Below are 15,670 nucleotides of genomic sequence, written 5' to 3'. Positions count from 1 at the left end.
CCATCGTACTGAGTTGCGACGAAAAAGCGTGACCCGCGATTGACCTATTCCTGAAGTTGAATGAACGCGGCAAAAAAAATGGCCTGGCCTCCGGAAAGGCCAGGCCAGTTGAGGATCACTCGGGTCCCGAGCCCTCCTCCAGGTCGCATAATGAGAACCATTGAAACCCTGGGAAGGTCTCAACTTAATTGCGAATTATTGTATTGTCTTTGGATGAAACCGGATCGCGCAATGGCGCGGAATGCGAACGTTGCGCTCTTCAGGGCCGCGAAGGGATACGCCATATTCGCATGCAAGAGGGCAGCCATGAGGGTCGTAATTCGGCTTGTCAGAACAACCGCCATTTCGAGCCGACGGCAATGACCCTTCGCCTGAGTAGGCTTCGATTTACTGTAATTGAGCGGAGTTCATTGGCGCTGCAGTTGCTGCCGCTGACTGCTGGAGCGATGACCATTCAAAATAACAATCGCCACGAGCGCCGGAACAATATGCAAGTACATGAATTCTCTCGCCATGATGCACAGGAGCAAACCCGTCCGGACGCACATCAGGCATGCCAGCTTGGAAGGGGCGCTGCTTCTATTGTTCATTCTGGCGCTCATTTTTCTCGCTATCGGATATTACTGAGTCTCGCGTTCTGTCATCGACAATGCATTGCCTTGGCCACATTGGGGCATAACAGGGCGAGCCAGATCAAACACGCAACAGCCTAACCTGAAAATGGGCCTGCCGCTTCCCGGGTACCAAGCGGCAGCCTCTGCACGGTGGCCAATCGCCAGCGCGGTGTCAGGAGAGGGCGCAGCCGCGAAACAGCATGCGGCCGCCATGACCTTGATCACCCCACAGAATCTTGTTTCGATTGAGGAACCTTAGCGCACTTGCTTCGTTGTCAACGGCAAGAACTGCGTGGTTGGGTCTCCCCACCGTTACCAGAAGGAAAAGAAAATGAGGAAAAACATGCGGTTTCGGGCTTTGGTGCCATCTGCCGCCTTTCTGATGATGTCTGCCACGCTGGCGGCTCAATCGACGACCGCTCCACTTGCTGTCGAGCCAATGCCACCAGCACCAATGCCGACTATGTCCCAACCCGCGCCGCAAGCGCAGGCGCCGACTGCGACACCCACCGTTTACCCACCATGTTCTGCAACACTGCAGGATGAATGCATGAATACGCGGCGGGAAGCAGGCAGCCGGCACTCGACGACCACCAGAAAGCGCGCCCGCAGATAAAGCACCTGCAGCTTCAACTGCGATCTCATAATGACGTTGCCTGCAAAAGCCGTGATCTTCTTCATTGGTGCAGCCGCAATTGCCACGGTGCATTCTGCGATCATTCAGGGCAAGCCAACCGAGGTTTCAGTTGGGCAACCCATCAGCCCGTCCCACTTGCAGCAAGATGCTGTGGCGGATCTGCGCGAGACGCAGGCAGAAATCGCGAAAATGAAGGCTCACGGCATTGGCATGCTACCAGAAGGGCACAAGCACAGACTGCATTGACGGCAATCGGCGGGCTCAAGAAAGAAACCTAAGAGCGCGGGCTTTGTCTCATGTCCGCATTCCACCCCATATTTGCCATACGCCATCGTCCGGCATCGATACTGTTGCGGACCTTCGACGGCAGTTTGAAACCTGGCATTGCCGCTCCTGCCGCTTCCGTTCGACAGGAACAAAATTTAGAAGGTGGAGGTGCCGATCCCGCCGTCGACCACCAGCGACTGGCCGGTCATGTAGCTCGCCTGCTCACTGCAGAACATCGCCACCAGCGCTCCCAAGTCTTCGGCATTGCCGAAGCGCCCAGCGGGCAGACGCACCGCTTTGACAAAGGCGGCGACTTCCTCGTCATATGTGCGCCCATTGGCCTCGGCGCGCGGGCCAAGCACATCCTCGATCCCCGGAGTGTGATGCATCCCCGGCAGCACCGAGTTGATTGTCACATTGTGCTTGACGAGTTCCTTGGAGATCGCATGGCAATAATTGGCGAGCGCTGCGCGCGGCGGTCCGGAGAGTACGCGCATAGCGGCCGGGTATTTTGCGGCCCCCGTGCTGATATTGACGATCCGGCCCCAGCGCCGCGCCATCATCGGTCCGGTCACTGCCTTGATATAGTCTATCGGACTGAGCAGGGCGGTTGCAACGGCACGCTCGAGTTCCTCGCGCGAAACCTCGCGGAAATCGCCCGTGAAAGGCGGCGGGGCGCACGTGGCAACGAGGATGTCGGGATCCGGGCAGATATCAAGAATCGCCGCGCGGCCTTCATTGCTGGCATGATCAGCGATGATCGGGTGCACCTTCGTGCCGGTTTCGGCCGCGATGGCGGCGCAAGCAGCCTCGAGGCGCGCGGCTCCGCGTGCGGAGATGAAGACCTCGGCACCCTCACGTGCCAGCGCCAGGGCAGCTCCACGTCCCATGCCGGCACTGCCGCCATTGACCAGCGCCTTGCGCCCCCCGATTCCCAGATCCATTGCTATCGCACCTCCCACACTCGCGTCCCACTGCGGCACCATATCATTCCTCCGGCTTCGCGAAAGTCGCGTAAACTGGCGATTTTGCTGGCTTGGGCCCTATCAATGGAATTGAACCGGTTAGCGGGTTGGCAGCGTTGGGGTTGGGCCGAGTGTGCGTGTGTCGCAATGCCAATGTCCGCTAACCACGCCAAACGCGGCATTGCGGCTAGACCATTTTCGACCCCATTGCGGACATACAATTTCAGTCCTCAAACTCCTGAGAAGTGGGGCACTCCGGAACGTCCTCTTTAGCGGGCTCAATCAGGATTGCCCGTCGTTCGTTCATGCGTGGATTAAGCGACAACTTCGCTCCAATACGCTCCAATACAAAGCCGCTCGATCCAAGTTGGTCACTGCACGAAGTCGGCCCTTTAGCTTGCCTGAATAATGCTCGTTCAGGCATCGGATCGCGCTTCGCATCAACGAGCGACACCATTGATCAAAATGCGGCATTGTTCGTCCGCAACTTGGAATGGTGTCAGCACATAATTCTCTGGCAGCCATTTGTGGAGCCACAGGAAGGCACCTGCAGAGACGTCTGCAACTGCACGAGCATCGCAGGGTCGGCAACTTCCGTCTTCAACTCCTTCACGGATCATCGCTTCGCAGCGTCGCCAAATCTCCTGTGATTGCAGCATGAAGCGCGCACGGTGGCTTTCGGGAACGGACAGCAACCCTGGTTGGAGCATGAGGGGCGGTGTGGGCCCAGCCTGCGCTTGCGAATTAAGGTGCATGACCATCATTGAGCGCTCGAAGCCTGTTGTCCCTTGTGCCAGCGCCACATCAACGAACATGGAATAAAGATCAAATGCACGCTCATAGCATTGCGTAATCAAATGCATCTTGTCGTCGAAATAATGATACACTGCGCCTTTTGTCGCGCCGACACTCGCGCTGATATCATCGAGCGATGCCCCGTCGATGCCACGGCGATTGAACAGGCGTGATGCTGCTGCCACGAGTTGTGCCATTTTTTCCTGTGTCGCTTGCGCGCGATCAAAAGCATTGAATGGCCTCGCTGTCAGCGTCGCGACATCGATCGGGCATGCAAAGCTCTTGCCCTCGCTTGCAGCAAGGCCGTGAAAGAACAGGTCCAAGATTGAGCCAGTGACGCGCTTGCGAAGTGCCTTGCCATCCTTCTGGTTCAGCCACTTGTAAGACAGCTGTGTCCAGTTAATCATTCCATGCAGGGTCTGTGCAGCAATTTCGGTATGGACGGGACGAATGATGCCTTCATGCACCCCATCCGTGATGAAATTTTCCAGTGTCTCGATGTTGCGTCGGTCAAGGTCCAAGATCGTGGCACGATGCGGCTCCGGAAGGAAATCCGGATCGCAAAGCGCCGCCAGTGTAGGGCGCTCGTAACTCAGAGTTCTTTCAGTATAAATGCGGATCCGTTCAAGAGCGTTGGCGCCCTGCTCATAGGCAATAGCCAAGTTCTCCGTCGCTGACTCACAGGTCCTCAAATAGCACTGAAAAGTCAGATCAGCGCGATCTGTAACGTAGTAGTAAAGCGCATTGCGCGAAAGGCCGGCACGTTCGGCAATATCGTTCAGGCTGACCGCCCCGGCACCTCGATCGTTGATCTGGCGCGCTGCTTCTTCGAGCAAAATCTGCCGTTTCACTGCATGTCTGGGCCGTGACGTGCCAGAGGGTGTTTGGGCCAACAGTTCAACCATGAGAACTGGTTTAGCATCCGAACCGGACAATGCCACAATTTTTTCGTAGAGGAGTGTATTCATACTCCGTTGTCGAATTTGCTTGCAAAAGTGTTTTTTCTATGATGTCTGGAGACATACCAGAATGTCGAAATAAACGGCAGCACACAATCTTGGGAGGATTGATCATGAAATCTCGCAAAACTCTGCACGCGCACAGCCATATGACTTTGCTGGCCGCATCGGCTCTTGCACTTGGCGCCGCCGCGCAAGCTCAGGCTCAGGACACTACCCCGAGTGATGATAGCGGCGAGATCATCGTGACCGCACAAAAGCGGGCTCAAAGCACTCTCGACGTCGGGATCACCCTGTCTGTCGCCGGTGCGGAGGCGCTGGCAACAAAACGGATTGAGGCGGTAACCGACTTGGTCAGTTTCACGCCAAATGTGTCAGTAAAGGACAACATTCCCGGCCTTGTTCCTGTCATTACAATTCGCGGCGTCGGCCTGAACGATTTCAGCGCGACGAACAACCCGAGCGCTGGTGTCTATGTCGATGAAGTTTCATTGAGTTCGCTCGCACTGATGAATTTCGATTTCTTTGATATCGAGCGTCTTGAAGTCCTCAAGGGCCCACAAGGCACACTTTATGGCAGGACGGCGACCGCCGGAGCGCTGAACATTGTGACCGCGCGACCGAGTCTAGCAGGTGTGACAGGCAAATTGGGCGGTTCTTGGGGTAACTATCAGGCAAAAGACGTCGAAGCGATGGTCAACGTTCCAGTGAGCGACACGCTTGCGCTGCGCTTCGCCGGCAAGGGAATTTTCCAGGACAAGGGCTATTATTTCAATCAACGCCTTAATCGGGATATCGGCCGCAGGGAGGTTCTGCTCGGCCGCGCGCAGGCGCTTTGGGAGCCGTCTGATGGGGTCGAGGTGCTCTTGAAGGTGGAGGGACAACGGAGCCGCTCCGAGCTCGGTTCTGCAGAGTTTTTTGGTGCCTTCCCGACACCAAGTCTTCCCGCTGGTGTGACTTGTCCCGGCGCACCGCAGTGTTCAGATTTTTTTGGTTATACCGATACCGATGGCAATCCATTTAGAGGAAACTGGTCAGTTAGCCCCGACTATGATGTGAACCAGGTCAACACGACGGCACGCGTCCAGGCCGATCTGGGCTTTGCGACACTGACTTCGGTTACTGGCTATATCAAATTCGATCGCCAATGGTCGGCCGATACCGATGCTGGACCATTGCCCCAACTGGATTTTGTAACCGATGACCGGGTGAAGCAATTTTCACAAGAACTGCGTTTGTCCCGCGACACCCAACTGGTGAACTGGTTGATTGGCGGATTCTACTCCAAGGATCACGTGGAAACATCCTATTCAGGCAATCTCTCGGCGTTGTTCAATACGACAACCTTCACGTCATCTGATCAGCGATCAAAGTCGGCCGCGATTTTTGCAAATGGGGAATGGCGCCTCGCCGATACACTCAAACTTGTCACAGGCGCTCGCTACACTTCCGAACGCCGAACGAATATTGGCGGAACAACTGATCTGGTATCGCTCGCACCTGGCAGCGCCCTCACCGGTGCACCATTTGGTTCCCCCCCAATTCCGTTGGCTGTCAGCAATGCCAAGATTACCGACAAGAACTGGTCGTGGAAACTTGGTCTTAACTGGAAACCAAGCGCGCGAATGCTGGTTTACGCATCAGCAACACAGGGCATCAAGAGCGGCGGTTTTTTTGCGGGCGTTGCGACGAACTCTGGGCAACTTATCCCCTACCGTCCGGAAAAACTGATTGCCTATGAAATCGGCATCAAGGGACGCGCTCCATCCGCTGGTCTGGGGTACTCGATAAGCGCCTTCTACTATGACTATAATGACGTGCAGACTTTTATTCGCGACTTTGTAGGCGGCCTGCCGATCCAGCGGCTCGGCAATGTAAATTCGGCAGAAATATATGGCATCGATGCAGACCTCACGCTATCACCCGCGGCGCTAGACGGGCTGACACTAAATGCGGGCCTTGGCCTTCTGCATTCAAAACTCGGCAGCTTCGCATCTTCCGGCGGCAACGTTCCCGCCGGAAACCGGCTCCCCGACGCCCCGAAGCTCAGTTTCAATACCGGCGCGTCATACGAGTTCTCGCTGGCTGACACGATCTCTGCCCGCTTCGCCGTCGATGGCCGCTATCAATCCAGTGCTTTCAAGGACGCTCTGAACGATCCGATCATCGCAACAAAAGGTTATTGGGTCTGGAACGCCCGGGCATCAGTCCTGCGCAAGGGAGATTGGGATTTCTCCATTTGGGGAAAGAATTTGGGCGACAAGCGATATGTGACGCAAGGCGTCAATCAGACCGTGCTTGGCGTCGGCTTCCGGGTTTATGGTGCGCCGCGGACCTATGGCATCAGCGCGACCAAATGCTTCTAATCCAGAGGAACCAAACGCAATGACTGCTATCCAGGGCAAGGCCGCTCCAGGCTTCGAATTGGTTCGCCAGGCTTTTTTAGCCAATTTTTCGGAACGCTCGGACATCGGCGCCGCTGTTGCCCTTGTGATTGATGGAGAACTGGTTGTCGACCTTTGGGGAGGTGTTGCGGATCCGGCATTGGGTCGTCCATGGCAGGCGGACACCCTTGCCAATGTCTGGTCGACCACCAAGGGCGTGACCGCGGCTTGCTTTGCCATGCTCGCCGAGCGTGGCCAGATCGACTATGATGCGCCGGTTGCCAAGTACTGGTCAGAGTTCGGCGCGGCAGGCAAAGAGAATGTAACTGTTGGTATGTTGCTTTCGCACCAGGCCGGCCTGTGTGGTTTCAGAAATCCTGCGACAATCGAAGATTTTTATGACGCGGAACGGGCAGCAGCACGGTTGGCGGCCGCCGAACCGTTCTGGGAGCCAGGCACACAGTCAGGCTATCATGCAATCACGATCGGTTTCCTGGCCACCGCACTTTTCCGGCGCGCGGAAGGAAGGACGATCAAGCAGTTTGTCAAAGACGAATTTGGCGACCTCGACATTCATATCGGCCTGCCTGAGGAACGGACGCAAAGCGCGGCAACAATGCTTGCTCCTCCCGAGTTGAGTTCAACCGGCATGGTCGGGGAGCCAACTGAAGCGCAATTAGCCGCCATGGCGAATCCAATTATTGATCCCTTGTTGCCGAATACTGACGCCTGGCGTGCGGCAGAAATCCCGTCCGCCAATGGCTTCGCTACCGCCCGCGGTCTGGCGAAACTCTATGGTGCCTTGGCAGGTTCAGGCGATCTTGATGGGCGTCAGCTGGTTTCCCGCAAGACGATAGCGACAGCAACCGATGAGCAGATTCGCGGAATGGATGCTATCCTGAGCATCCCGGCAAGTTGGGGCTGCGGATTTCTGCGCAATTCCGATGGAGTCTATGGCCCGAATGAAGGTGCGTTCGGTCATTCTGGCTGGGGTGGATCTTTCGCTTTCGCCGATCCCACATGTAAGCTTGGGCTGGCCTATACAATGAATCGCATGGGCACGGATCTTATGGGAGATCCGCGCAATGTGGCGTTAGTAGATTCGGTTTACGCATCACTCTCTTCGTGAAGTCGATGACCTGATCGGATTGGCCGCAGAAAAAAAGTGTGCCCAAGATCTTTGGACTTACGCCGACCTGCAAATTCAAATGAAGCCGAAGGAATCGTCCGCGATGACGCCGCAAGAGTTGAAGGCCATGCTATTCGCCGCGCGCAAACCTGTGCCGACGATCGCAGAAATGGCGAGCGATATGGAGGAGTTTAGCGCGAGCCTGCCGATGCCAGAGGGAGTCCGTGAAGAACCGCGCAGGCTCGGCGGTGTCGACGGTCTATGGTTTACGCCTGAAGACTGCGCGGCGGAGCGGGGCTGCATCCTCTATCTCCACGGCGGCGGCTACGCGATCGGGAGCGCACGCACGCACCGGGCACTGACCGCGCTGATAGCCAAGGTTTGCCGAGTGCCAGTGTGGAGCATCGAATATACGTTGTCGGTCGCGCAGCCCTACCCTGCGGCGATTGAGGACGCTCTTGCCGCCTACTCCGCACTGCTTACCGAGAGACATTCGGCAAGTGGAATCGTTGCGATGGGCGACAGCGCTGGCGGCGGGGCCGCCGCGGCAATGGCGCTGATGGCGCTAGACCGCGGCATCCCGGTGCCCGGCGGGCTGGTGCTTTTCTCACCATGGCTTGACCTCACCTTCTCGGGGGGATCACACCGGGAGTGTGCGGAGCGCGATCCAGTCGTCTGCGTCCAATCGATGTCGATGATGCGTGACAGTTATCTCAGAGGGCAGGAACCGTCCGCCCGCTATGCCTCCCCCGCGCTTGCCGACCTCCGCGGCCTGCCACCAATGCTGATCCAGGTTGGCAGCGAGGAGATGCTGCTGTCCGACAGCCTGATGTTGGCAGAGCGCGCCGGGATAGAGCGGGTGGAAGTAACACTCGAGGTATGGCCTGAGATGATCCACGTGTTCCAGGCGTATTTCCCGCACCTGCATGAAGCGCACCAAGCGCTCCGGCATGTGTCGCAATGGATCGCGTCGCACATCGAGTTGCCTTCAGTCGAGCCAATCTGACACCTCTTTGCGCGCAAGCCGCCAGCTGGAACCGATTGCATCGGCATCGAAGAGCGCAATGCCAGCGTTCGGCGACAGCATCAAAGTTCGGATCCGAGCGATGCGTGGGAACGCCCGAATGATATCTTGCCCGTTTCTCTTCGCGGAATCCGGACAGTCTTCAACCGGCTCAAGAACAGCCGTACGTCAGCTGGTGACGCTACATGAACAAACGTCGATTATCAGGAATAGCTGCTGGCACCTTCGATATCCGGAATGTTGGTGTTTGCTGACATATGCTGTTCCGCTGCCTATGTCCGCTTCCCATCCCGGAAGTTGCCCCATTGGGCATCTTTGCTGGTCCATCATGCCTTGTATGAGAACTGCAAATCGATGGTCACCCACATAGACCGGGGGTCACATCGTCCAACTATACGTTGCTGCTTATTTCTTTTCATGAAGTGGTCCGCGCCAGTGTGACCGGCGCAAGGGAAGAGGACTTTGCAAATTGACACCACAAGAAAGTTGGAAAGAAGTGTCTGAACCGACAAACACACAGCAGCTCAAAACCGCCTGTTTCCTGACGCTCATTGCCATTGTGCCTCAGCTTCTTTTCCTGTTCTCCACCCTGACCGATAGCGCGGCATTGTGGACTGCGCCCGTTGCAGCGTTTGCTTATGCTGCTTCCATTTTTAGCTTTTTGGGAGGTTATTGGTGGGGTGTCGCGCTCACGACACGGCCGCAAGAGCAAGCAATATTTGTCATAGCCGTGCTGCCAGCGCTTCTCTCGTTCGCGCTATTCCTGCCATGGATTTGGGGTTGGAGTTGGCCCGGTCCGCAGCTGATTTTTTTAGGGATTGCAATTACTGCCAGCTTCTTGGTCGATTGGCGCATCATTGGCATAGCGGTCAGCACGCCGACATGGATCTTGGCGCGGATCATCGCGTCATTGGGTTTGGGCTCTACTACGATTTTGATTGGCGCGATCACTGTGGCCAGCAATGGTTGAAGTATTCGGCAAACGTGCGGCCATTGCGTTACGTGCATAGTGGCCAAAATGCGCAAAAAGTCTGATCTGCCGACCAAGGTATGTGCTTCTTGCGGCTTGCCCTTCACCTGGCGAAAGAAATGGGAGCGCGATTGGGCGAATGTCAGGTTTTGCTCCGACAGGTGTCGGTCGGCAAAGCGGTCAACCTAAAGCCGTTTCGTGACCATTTCCCTCAGTGGCAGGCGTGCATTCATCTTGATCGCCAGCAATGCAGTGCCACTTACCTTGCGCTGAACGAACAGAGTATCAGCTGGTGGTATGTGCCAGACTGCCCGATCAGCGACGATGGTTTCGCCTTGACGGCGAACCTCATCGACGAAGCTGCGATCAGCGAAGTGGAACAGGCCAGGCTTACCCAAATGTGCCACCAACAACTTGATCATGTTGTCGAGTGCTGGCCGATGATGCTGCAATACCAGGGGTGACATGAAGCCGGCCTCGAGCAATGTATCGCGAAGGGCATCGCTGTCGCCATTTAGGCCTGCTTGCATCAGCCGACGATAGGCTTCCACGGTTTGTGCAAGCACAGGGCGCGCGGCACCAAAATCCAGCAAGACGATCTTCCCACTCTCCGCTTGCCAACGATAGTTGGCGAAATTGGGATCAGATTGCATATAGCCGAACTCAAAAAGTTCTCTGAGGACCAAGTCCAATAAAGCTGACATAGCCTCATCCCGTACCTTTTGCGGATGAGTTTCGAGCTTTTCAATTGACTGGCCAGAAATGAAATCCATCGCCAAGACGCGCTTGCCACACAAAGGATCATAGGGTGTCGGCACCAAAAATGCAGGATCATTCGCCAGCAGTTTTTTGTAGCGCCGCATCTGATTTGCCTCGCGCACATAGTCGGCTTCTTCGCTCAACTGCTTTTTGGCCTCAGCCAGCAACGGAGCAATGTCGAGTGTGCCTGGCAACAGTTTGGCCATGCGGAACAGGCTGGCGACGTTATCAACATCGGCATTGATGCTGTCGGCAACACCCGGGTACTGCACCTTGATCGCCAGAACAGTCCCATCACGCAACGTCGCGCGGTGCACCTGGCCGATCGAAGCCGCAGCGATCGGGGTAGCCTCAAAATGTTTGAACTTGCGCCGCCAATCTGGGCCCCATTCGGCAATCAGCACCTTGTTGAGCTGAACTGTTGGCATATAGTGTGCGGAGTCGCGTAGTCGGGCAAGGATCGCTGTCAACTCGGCAGGCAAAATATCGCCAGCATCCATCGAGATCATCTGCCCCAGTTTCATTGCTGCCCCGCGCAGCTTCGACAGCTGATTGGTCACGCACGTCACGTTCGCAGGCGTCAGCAAGAGGTCTGAGATGTGAGGGCGTTCACCGCTAGCCAGTCTGCGCACGCCCTCCGCAAGTACATTACCCGCAATCCCGCCTGCCAGCTGGCCGAAAGAAGTCAGGCGCGACAGCCGCCCGGAAGGCACAGTACGATACCGATCATCCCTCATTCAAACATCCCTTGCAGGCGCGGCCTGATCTTAAGAAAATGCCCATAGGCCCAATTGAGCAGTCGCTCTGCACCGGGTAGTCGCGCTGCCATGCCGAGCGGCCAGAGCAACGGAATCGCACGCCACATCGCCGCAAAGGCCGCAGCACCGGACAGCAATTCGCCATTTTCCATGGCATGAAACCGGGCGAGCATTTCTGCGCGATCCGATGGGCAAGACGTGCCGGGATCAGCCGCATCGACAAACTGAATTCGTCCGCTACGATCCAGCCGACGCATGAGCATTATCTCGCGTCTGCATAAAGGGCAGCTCCGATCATACCAAACGACAAGCTGTTTCATGCGCCGGAGAGACTGCTGAGAAACTTTGCCGTGTCGCTCTTGATCTCCGCCTGGCGAGCGTCGCTGAACTTGTCCCAAGTTCGCACCATTTGTGCCATCCTCGGGTTCTCTTTGAGCCGCTCTCGGTGGCGGGCGATGAAATCCCAGTAGAGGTAGTTAAATGGGCACGCCTTTGGTCCAGCTTTCGCCTTCACATTATAGGCGCAGTCGCCGCAATAGTCGGACATGCGGTCTATATATGCGCCGCTCGCCGCATAGGGCTTGGAAGCAAGCAGGCCGCCGTCTGCAAACTGGCTCATACCAATCGTGTTGGGCAGCTCGACCCATTCATAGGCATCTGCATAAACCGCCAGATACCATTCATGCAGTTCGTGCGGATTAACCCCAGCAAGCAGCGCGAAATTCCCTGTGACCATCAGCCGTTGGATATGATGGGCATAAGCTTCCTGCCGGGTCTGCTTGATGCAGGCGCGGAGGCAGGCCATGGGCGTATCGGCGTTCCAGTAAAATGCGGGCAATCGACGGCGGGCTTCCAGCGCATTGCTGCCGTCATACCCGGGCATGCGCCACCAATAAATGCCACGAATGAATTCGCGCCAACCGATGATCTGGCGGATGAAGCCTTCTGCGCTGTTGAGCGGCACCCGCCCTGCGCGCCATTCTGCCTCGACCGCACGGCAAACAGCAAGCGGATCCAGCAAGCCAACATTGACATAGGTTGATATGACTGAATGGCACAAGAACTTTTGGTCGCGCAGCATCGCGTCCTGATAGGCGCCAAAATCCGCCAGACCCACTTGCAGGAAATGAGCAAACGCCGCCTCTGCATCTGCCCGGGTAGTGGCGAACCAGAATGGCTCAAGATCGCCGAAGTGGTTGGAAAAGCGTTTGGCGACCAGATCCATCACTTCACGGGTGATGATGTCGGGCGAAAAGCGCAGCGGCTCGGGCATATTCTGGCCGCTTGTTGCCGGCTTGCGGTTATCCGCATCGAAATTCCATCGGCCACCGACAGGCTGCTCGCCGTCCATCAACAGACCGGTCTTGCGCCGCATCAGCCTATAGAAATGCTCCATGCGGACGCTTTTGCGTTCCTGTGCCCATCGGGCAAAGCCGCGGTGGTCGACAGCAAAGCGATCGTCGGGCAGCACCTTCGTCGCGCTCCAACCCCGCATCGCCTGCATCAATCGCCATTCACCGGGCTCCGTGACCAGCGTTTCCAGCAGCTCGTTTCGCGCCAACGCGCGCTTCACTTCACCTCTCAGCGTCCCGCTGTTCTCAGGATCATCGAGCTGTACATAATCTACCTGCCAGCCCATCTGCCGCAGTTCCTCGGCAAAATGGCGCATGGCAGAAAAGACGAAGGCCAGCTTTTTCTGATGGTGCCTGACATAGCTTGCCTCAGCCATCACTTCCGCCATGAGCACCACATCGCGGGCCCGATCGCCTGCGCGAATGGCCGCGACGTTCGGCGTTAACTGATCACCTAAAACAAGGATGAGGCGCGGTTGCATCTCGGCGCCTTCTAAATGTGGCTGCCTCATTGCCCAACCTGTCTTGTAGGGCAGCTTTCCCGCCCGAGATGGTCCGACGGATCCGAATGGTTTTCAACCGGACATGTCGTTTGATGCATGTCCGCATTTCGAAGCTCATCCCAAAAGCGGACAGTCTGCTAACCACCCCAAAGGCGGCATTGCGGCTTGACGAATTTCATCCTGAAAGCAGACTCCATTGACGTTGCGGCTATATGGGGAAGTTACCGACCGATTTTCTTTTCGCTAGCTCCCGCTTCCCGCGCTTAAATTGTTGACGGATGAAAGTAGCCGCGCGGAGTGAGCGAACTGACACCTATGACAGCCAAGGCCGTTGCCAAGATCAAGGTAAGATAGGCCTTGCGATGACCTCCTGGAAATTCGAGGCTGGGGGGGTGATATAGAGATAGTCACTGCCCGTCATAATGCCCCAATGCCTAATAGACAGCCAATTAAATATCGTGCCAATTTGGGCCAATCATTTGGCTCCACATTGACTCATATCGATTGTTTTCCCAGACTATGTAAAATAATCTTATAGTGATTGGGGGCAATCATGAAAAATATTTTTCTTTTTAGTTTGAACGCGATGGGACTCATCATCTCCTCTTCTGCGACCGGACAAACGAACCAGCCGCCAACATTGATAGCTCAAGTCGCTCAGCCGAACCAGATAGTGTTGCCAGCGAACACCGAAATTTCTCTGATCGTAAACAATGAAATCACGAGCAAAAAGAGCCGCGAAGGAGAGACTTTTTCTCTCACTGTGGCCCAAAACGTGATGCTCAGCGGATATGTAATAATTCCAAAGGGAGCCCGCGCGACGGGCGAAATAACTTGGATCACTCACAAGGGTGCCTTTGGAAAATCGGGCAAAATGGATATCGAACTGCGCCATATCGACGTCGGTGGTATGAGGGTGCCAATTGAAGGAAAATATCGCCAGGAGGGCGAGGGCAACACCGTCGCAACAGTAGGCGCAGTAGTTGCTGTTGGCATTTTTGGCGCACTTGTGACTGGTCGAACCGCCGTAATCCCTAGTGGTCGCGAATTGATTGCCCACACAAAAGAAGATTTGCCGGTCCAGCTGCCGGGCGCGCCTGTGACAATGGCAGCGGCACCTGTTTACAACTCTCCAATGCCAACGGCTGTAGCGCCTGTCGCCTACTCAGCGACTTCCGTTACAGCCATCGCTCCGTCTGCTTCATATGGGGACGAAATAGCCTTGATACCGGCCAAGACCGCCTCAGGTTATTGCATCCGAGCCGCTGCGGACTATCGCGGCACCGGATCGAAATCGCGTCCAACAGTCACGAGTGCAATGCCGCGCTGTTGAGTATGCTTAATCGGCCTTCCTTGTTGTGCTCATTTGGGCCAAAAAGAAACAATGAGAAACAAAGGTCGCAAGGCACCCCCGCCATCAGTCAAGACACTAGGCCCTGCCGCAGAGCAGCGAGTTCTGGACGGAGAGCCATGGCTGCAGGTGTGGTCCTATCAACTGGCAATTTCGTTCCCGACCTTATCCCGAAAGTCGAAAATTCCGCTCGCGCGACTGCTTCAAATCGAGCGGGCAACTGACATGCCCGCACAAGAGGAACCGGAGGCCATTGCGGCAGCCCTTGGCACGACTGCAGAGGCAATCATCGCGGTTCAGGATTAAGCGAGTGACGAACATCTCCGGCGCTGTGCCGAATTACTTGAATCCGGCAAAAAGATTTCGCGACAAAATAGGGCGAAAATGAAAACTGAGGTAAATCCGAAACAATTTCGGATATACCGCCGAGCGATATGCTTTGGCATACCTCTCGCACACATGATCATTCGCACAATTTGCAGACTTATGTTTGAATTATCGAATGTCAGAGATAAGGCTGTGCCCAGGCACCGATGGGAGCGATTTTCCGATGGATGATAGCGAACACTTTGTAGACTTTTACAAGGTTTTGCAGGTCAAACCAAATTGCGACACGAAGGTGCTTGAAGCTTCCTATCGTCGGCTGGCAAAGATGTACCACCCCGACCATATCGACACGGCGGACGCCCAAAGATTCAATGACGTCGTTGAGGCCTACAGGGCCCTCAGAACTCCGGCTGAGCGCGATAAGTATAATATCCTTTACTCAAAAAGAACGGGTTTCAAGTTTCCCTCAAAAGATGACCTAAATCTCGATGAAGCATTGGCAATCTCTGATGCAGATGCACATGCCAGGATTCTTCTCCATCTCTATAAGAGAAGGCGGGAGCATGCCCAGGATGCTGGTGTTGGCCGATATTTCGTCCAGGTGATGTTGAACTGCTCAGATGAGCACTTTGAGTTTCATATTTGGTATCTCAAGTCGAAGGGTTTCATCGAGATCACCGAACAAGGAACCTTGGCAATCACCATTGAGGGCGTCGATCACGTAATTTCTATGTCCCAAACCTCAGTGGTCGAAAAGCTTCGAATTACGCAATCGGGCGATCCCCTGTAGACCATACCATTGGCGTCCAGCAGGGCGGTTGGGAAGCCTGCCTTGTTCTCATTAGGAAACGGCTGCTTCTCGCGCTTAAATGTTAC

15 protein-coding genes are annotated in these 15,670 nt (G+C 55.7%); 9 read left to right on the top strand and 6 right to left on the bottom strand.

What is annotated here, in order from left to right:
• The first annotated feature begins 203 nt into the window (after positions 1-203).
• Positions 204-713 carry a hypothetical protein gene (locus tag K0O24_RS15055; RefSeq protein WP_219893507.1) on the top strand — a complete coding sequence of 170 codons (510 nt, stop codon included), beginning with the start codon at positions 204-206 and terminating at the stop codon, positions 711-713.
• A gap of 414 nt (positions 714-1,127) precedes the next feature.
• Here K0O24_RS15055 and K0O24_RS15050 read toward each other — a convergent pair whose 3' ends face one another.
• The 3 genes from K0O24_RS15050 to K0O24_RS15040 all read right to left on the bottom strand — a co-directional run bounded on the left by K0O24_RS15050 (position 1,128) and on the right by K0O24_RS15040 (position 4,129).
• Complete coding sequence (locus K0O24_RS15050) at positions 1,128-1,295, bottom strand: hypothetical protein (RefSeq protein WP_219893506.1); 168 nt, start codon at positions 1,293-1,295, stop codon at positions 1,128-1,130.
• A gap of 378 nt (positions 1,296-1,673) precedes the next feature.
• Entirely contained in the window at positions 1,674-2,462 is a 789-nt protein-coding gene (locus K0O24_RS15045; protein ID WP_219893505.1) for an SDR family oxidoreductase, read from the bottom strand.
• 461 nt (positions 2,463-2,923) lie between these two features.
• Complete coding sequence (locus K0O24_RS15040) at positions 2,924-4,129, bottom strand: TetR/AcrR family transcriptional regulator (RefSeq protein ID WP_219893504.1); 1,206 nt, start codon at positions 4,127-4,129, stop codon at positions 2,924-2,926.
• Positions 4,130-4,350: 221 nt separating this feature from the next.
• Here K0O24_RS15040 and K0O24_RS15035 point away from each other — a divergent pair, with 221 nt between their 5' ends.
• The 5 genes from K0O24_RS15035 to K0O24_RS15015 all read left to right on the top strand — a co-directional run bounded on the left by K0O24_RS15035 (position 4,351) and on the right by K0O24_RS15015 (position 9,933).
• Positions 4,351-6,603, top strand: coding sequence for a TonB-dependent receptor (locus K0O24_RS15035; RefSeq protein ID WP_246611045.1), 2,253 nt, complete (start codon positions 4,351-4,353; stop codon positions 6,601-6,603).
• 19 nt (positions 6,604-6,622) lie between these two features.
• The gene (locus K0O24_RS15030; protein WP_219893503.1) at positions 6,623-7,750 is read left to right on the top strand and encodes a serine hydrolase domain-containing protein; all 1,128 of its coding nucleotides are present in this window, start codon (positions 6,623-6,625) and stop codon (positions 7,748-7,750) included.
• Positions 7,751-7,829: 79 nt separating this feature from the next.
• The gene (locus tag K0O24_RS15025) at positions 7,830-8,756 is read left to right on the top strand and encodes an alpha/beta hydrolase fold domain-containing protein (RefSeq protein ID WP_219893502.1); all 927 of its coding nucleotides are present in this window, start codon (positions 7,830-7,832) and stop codon (positions 8,754-8,756) included.
• Positions 8,757-9,270: 514 nt separating this feature from the next.
• The gene (locus K0O24_RS15020) at positions 9,271-9,744 is read left to right on the top strand and encodes a DUF3429 family protein (protein WP_246611044.1); all 474 of its coding nucleotides are present in this window, start codon (positions 9,271-9,273) and stop codon (positions 9,742-9,744) included.
• 48 nt (positions 9,745-9,792) lie between these two features.
• Complete coding sequence (locus K0O24_RS15015) at positions 9,793-9,933, top strand: DUF2256 domain-containing protein (protein ID WP_219893501.1); 141 nt, start codon at positions 9,793-9,795, stop codon at positions 9,931-9,933.
• On the opposite strand, the gene K0O24_RS15010 is transcribed toward K0O24_RS15015, so the two are convergent.
• The 3 genes from K0O24_RS15010 to K0O24_RS15000 are packed head-to-tail and all read right to left on the bottom strand — an operon-like array spanning position 9,930 to position 13,095.
• Positions 9,930-11,240 (bottom strand): ABC1 kinase family protein, encoded by a 1,311-nt coding sequence (locus tag K0O24_RS15010; RefSeq protein WP_219893500.1) that lies wholly within the window; start codon positions 11,238-11,240, stop codon positions 9,930-9,932. The two genes, K0O24_RS15015 and K0O24_RS15010, sit on opposite strands and share 4 nt — an antisense overlap.
• Complete coding sequence (locus K0O24_RS15005) at positions 11,237-11,581, bottom strand: thiol-disulfide oxidoreductase DCC family protein (protein WP_219893499.1); 345 nt, start codon at positions 11,579-11,581, stop codon at positions 11,237-11,239. The genes K0O24_RS15010 and K0O24_RS15005 overlap by 4 nt, the downstream gene beginning before the upstream one ends.
• Positions 11,578-13,095: a cryptochrome/photolyase family protein gene (locus tag K0O24_RS15000; RefSeq protein ID WP_219893498.1), complete on the bottom strand. Its 1,518-nt coding sequence runs from the start codon at positions 13,093-13,095 to the stop codon at positions 11,578-11,580. The genes K0O24_RS15005 and K0O24_RS15000 overlap by 4 nt, the downstream gene beginning before the upstream one ends.
• A gap of 574 nt (positions 13,096-13,669) precedes the next feature.
• Between K0O24_RS15000 and K0O24_RS14995 the strand changes: the two genes are divergently transcribed.
• From K0O24_RS14995 to K0O24_RS14985, 3 genes are all read left to right on the top strand, one after another.
• Positions 13,670-14,449 (top strand): hypothetical protein, encoded by a 780-nt coding sequence (locus tag K0O24_RS14995; RefSeq protein ID WP_219893497.1) that lies wholly within the window; start codon positions 13,670-13,672, stop codon positions 14,447-14,449.
• 51 nt (positions 14,450-14,500) lie between these two features.
• Positions 14,501-14,773 carry a hypothetical protein gene (locus K0O24_RS14990; RefSeq protein ID WP_219893496.1) on the top strand — a complete coding sequence of 91 codons (273 nt, stop codon included), beginning with the start codon at positions 14,501-14,503 and terminating at the stop codon, positions 14,771-14,773.
• A gap of 244 nt (positions 14,774-15,017) precedes the next feature.
• Positions 15,018-15,584, top strand: a complete 567-nt coding sequence (locus tag K0O24_RS14985) for a DnaJ domain-containing protein (protein ID WP_219893495.1) — start codon at positions 15,018-15,020, stop codon at positions 15,582-15,584.
• The last annotated feature ends 86 nt before the right edge of the window (positions 15,585-15,670 follow it).

This window comes from Aquisediminimonas profunda (assembly GCF_019443285.1).
GTDB classification, from domain to species: domain Bacteria; phylum Pseudomonadota; class Alphaproteobacteria; order Sphingomonadales; family Sphingomonadaceae; genus Aquisediminimonas; species Aquisediminimonas profunda.
Note: the sequence above shows the minus strand (reverse complement) of the source record. Positions and strands in the feature narration are given on the sequence as shown.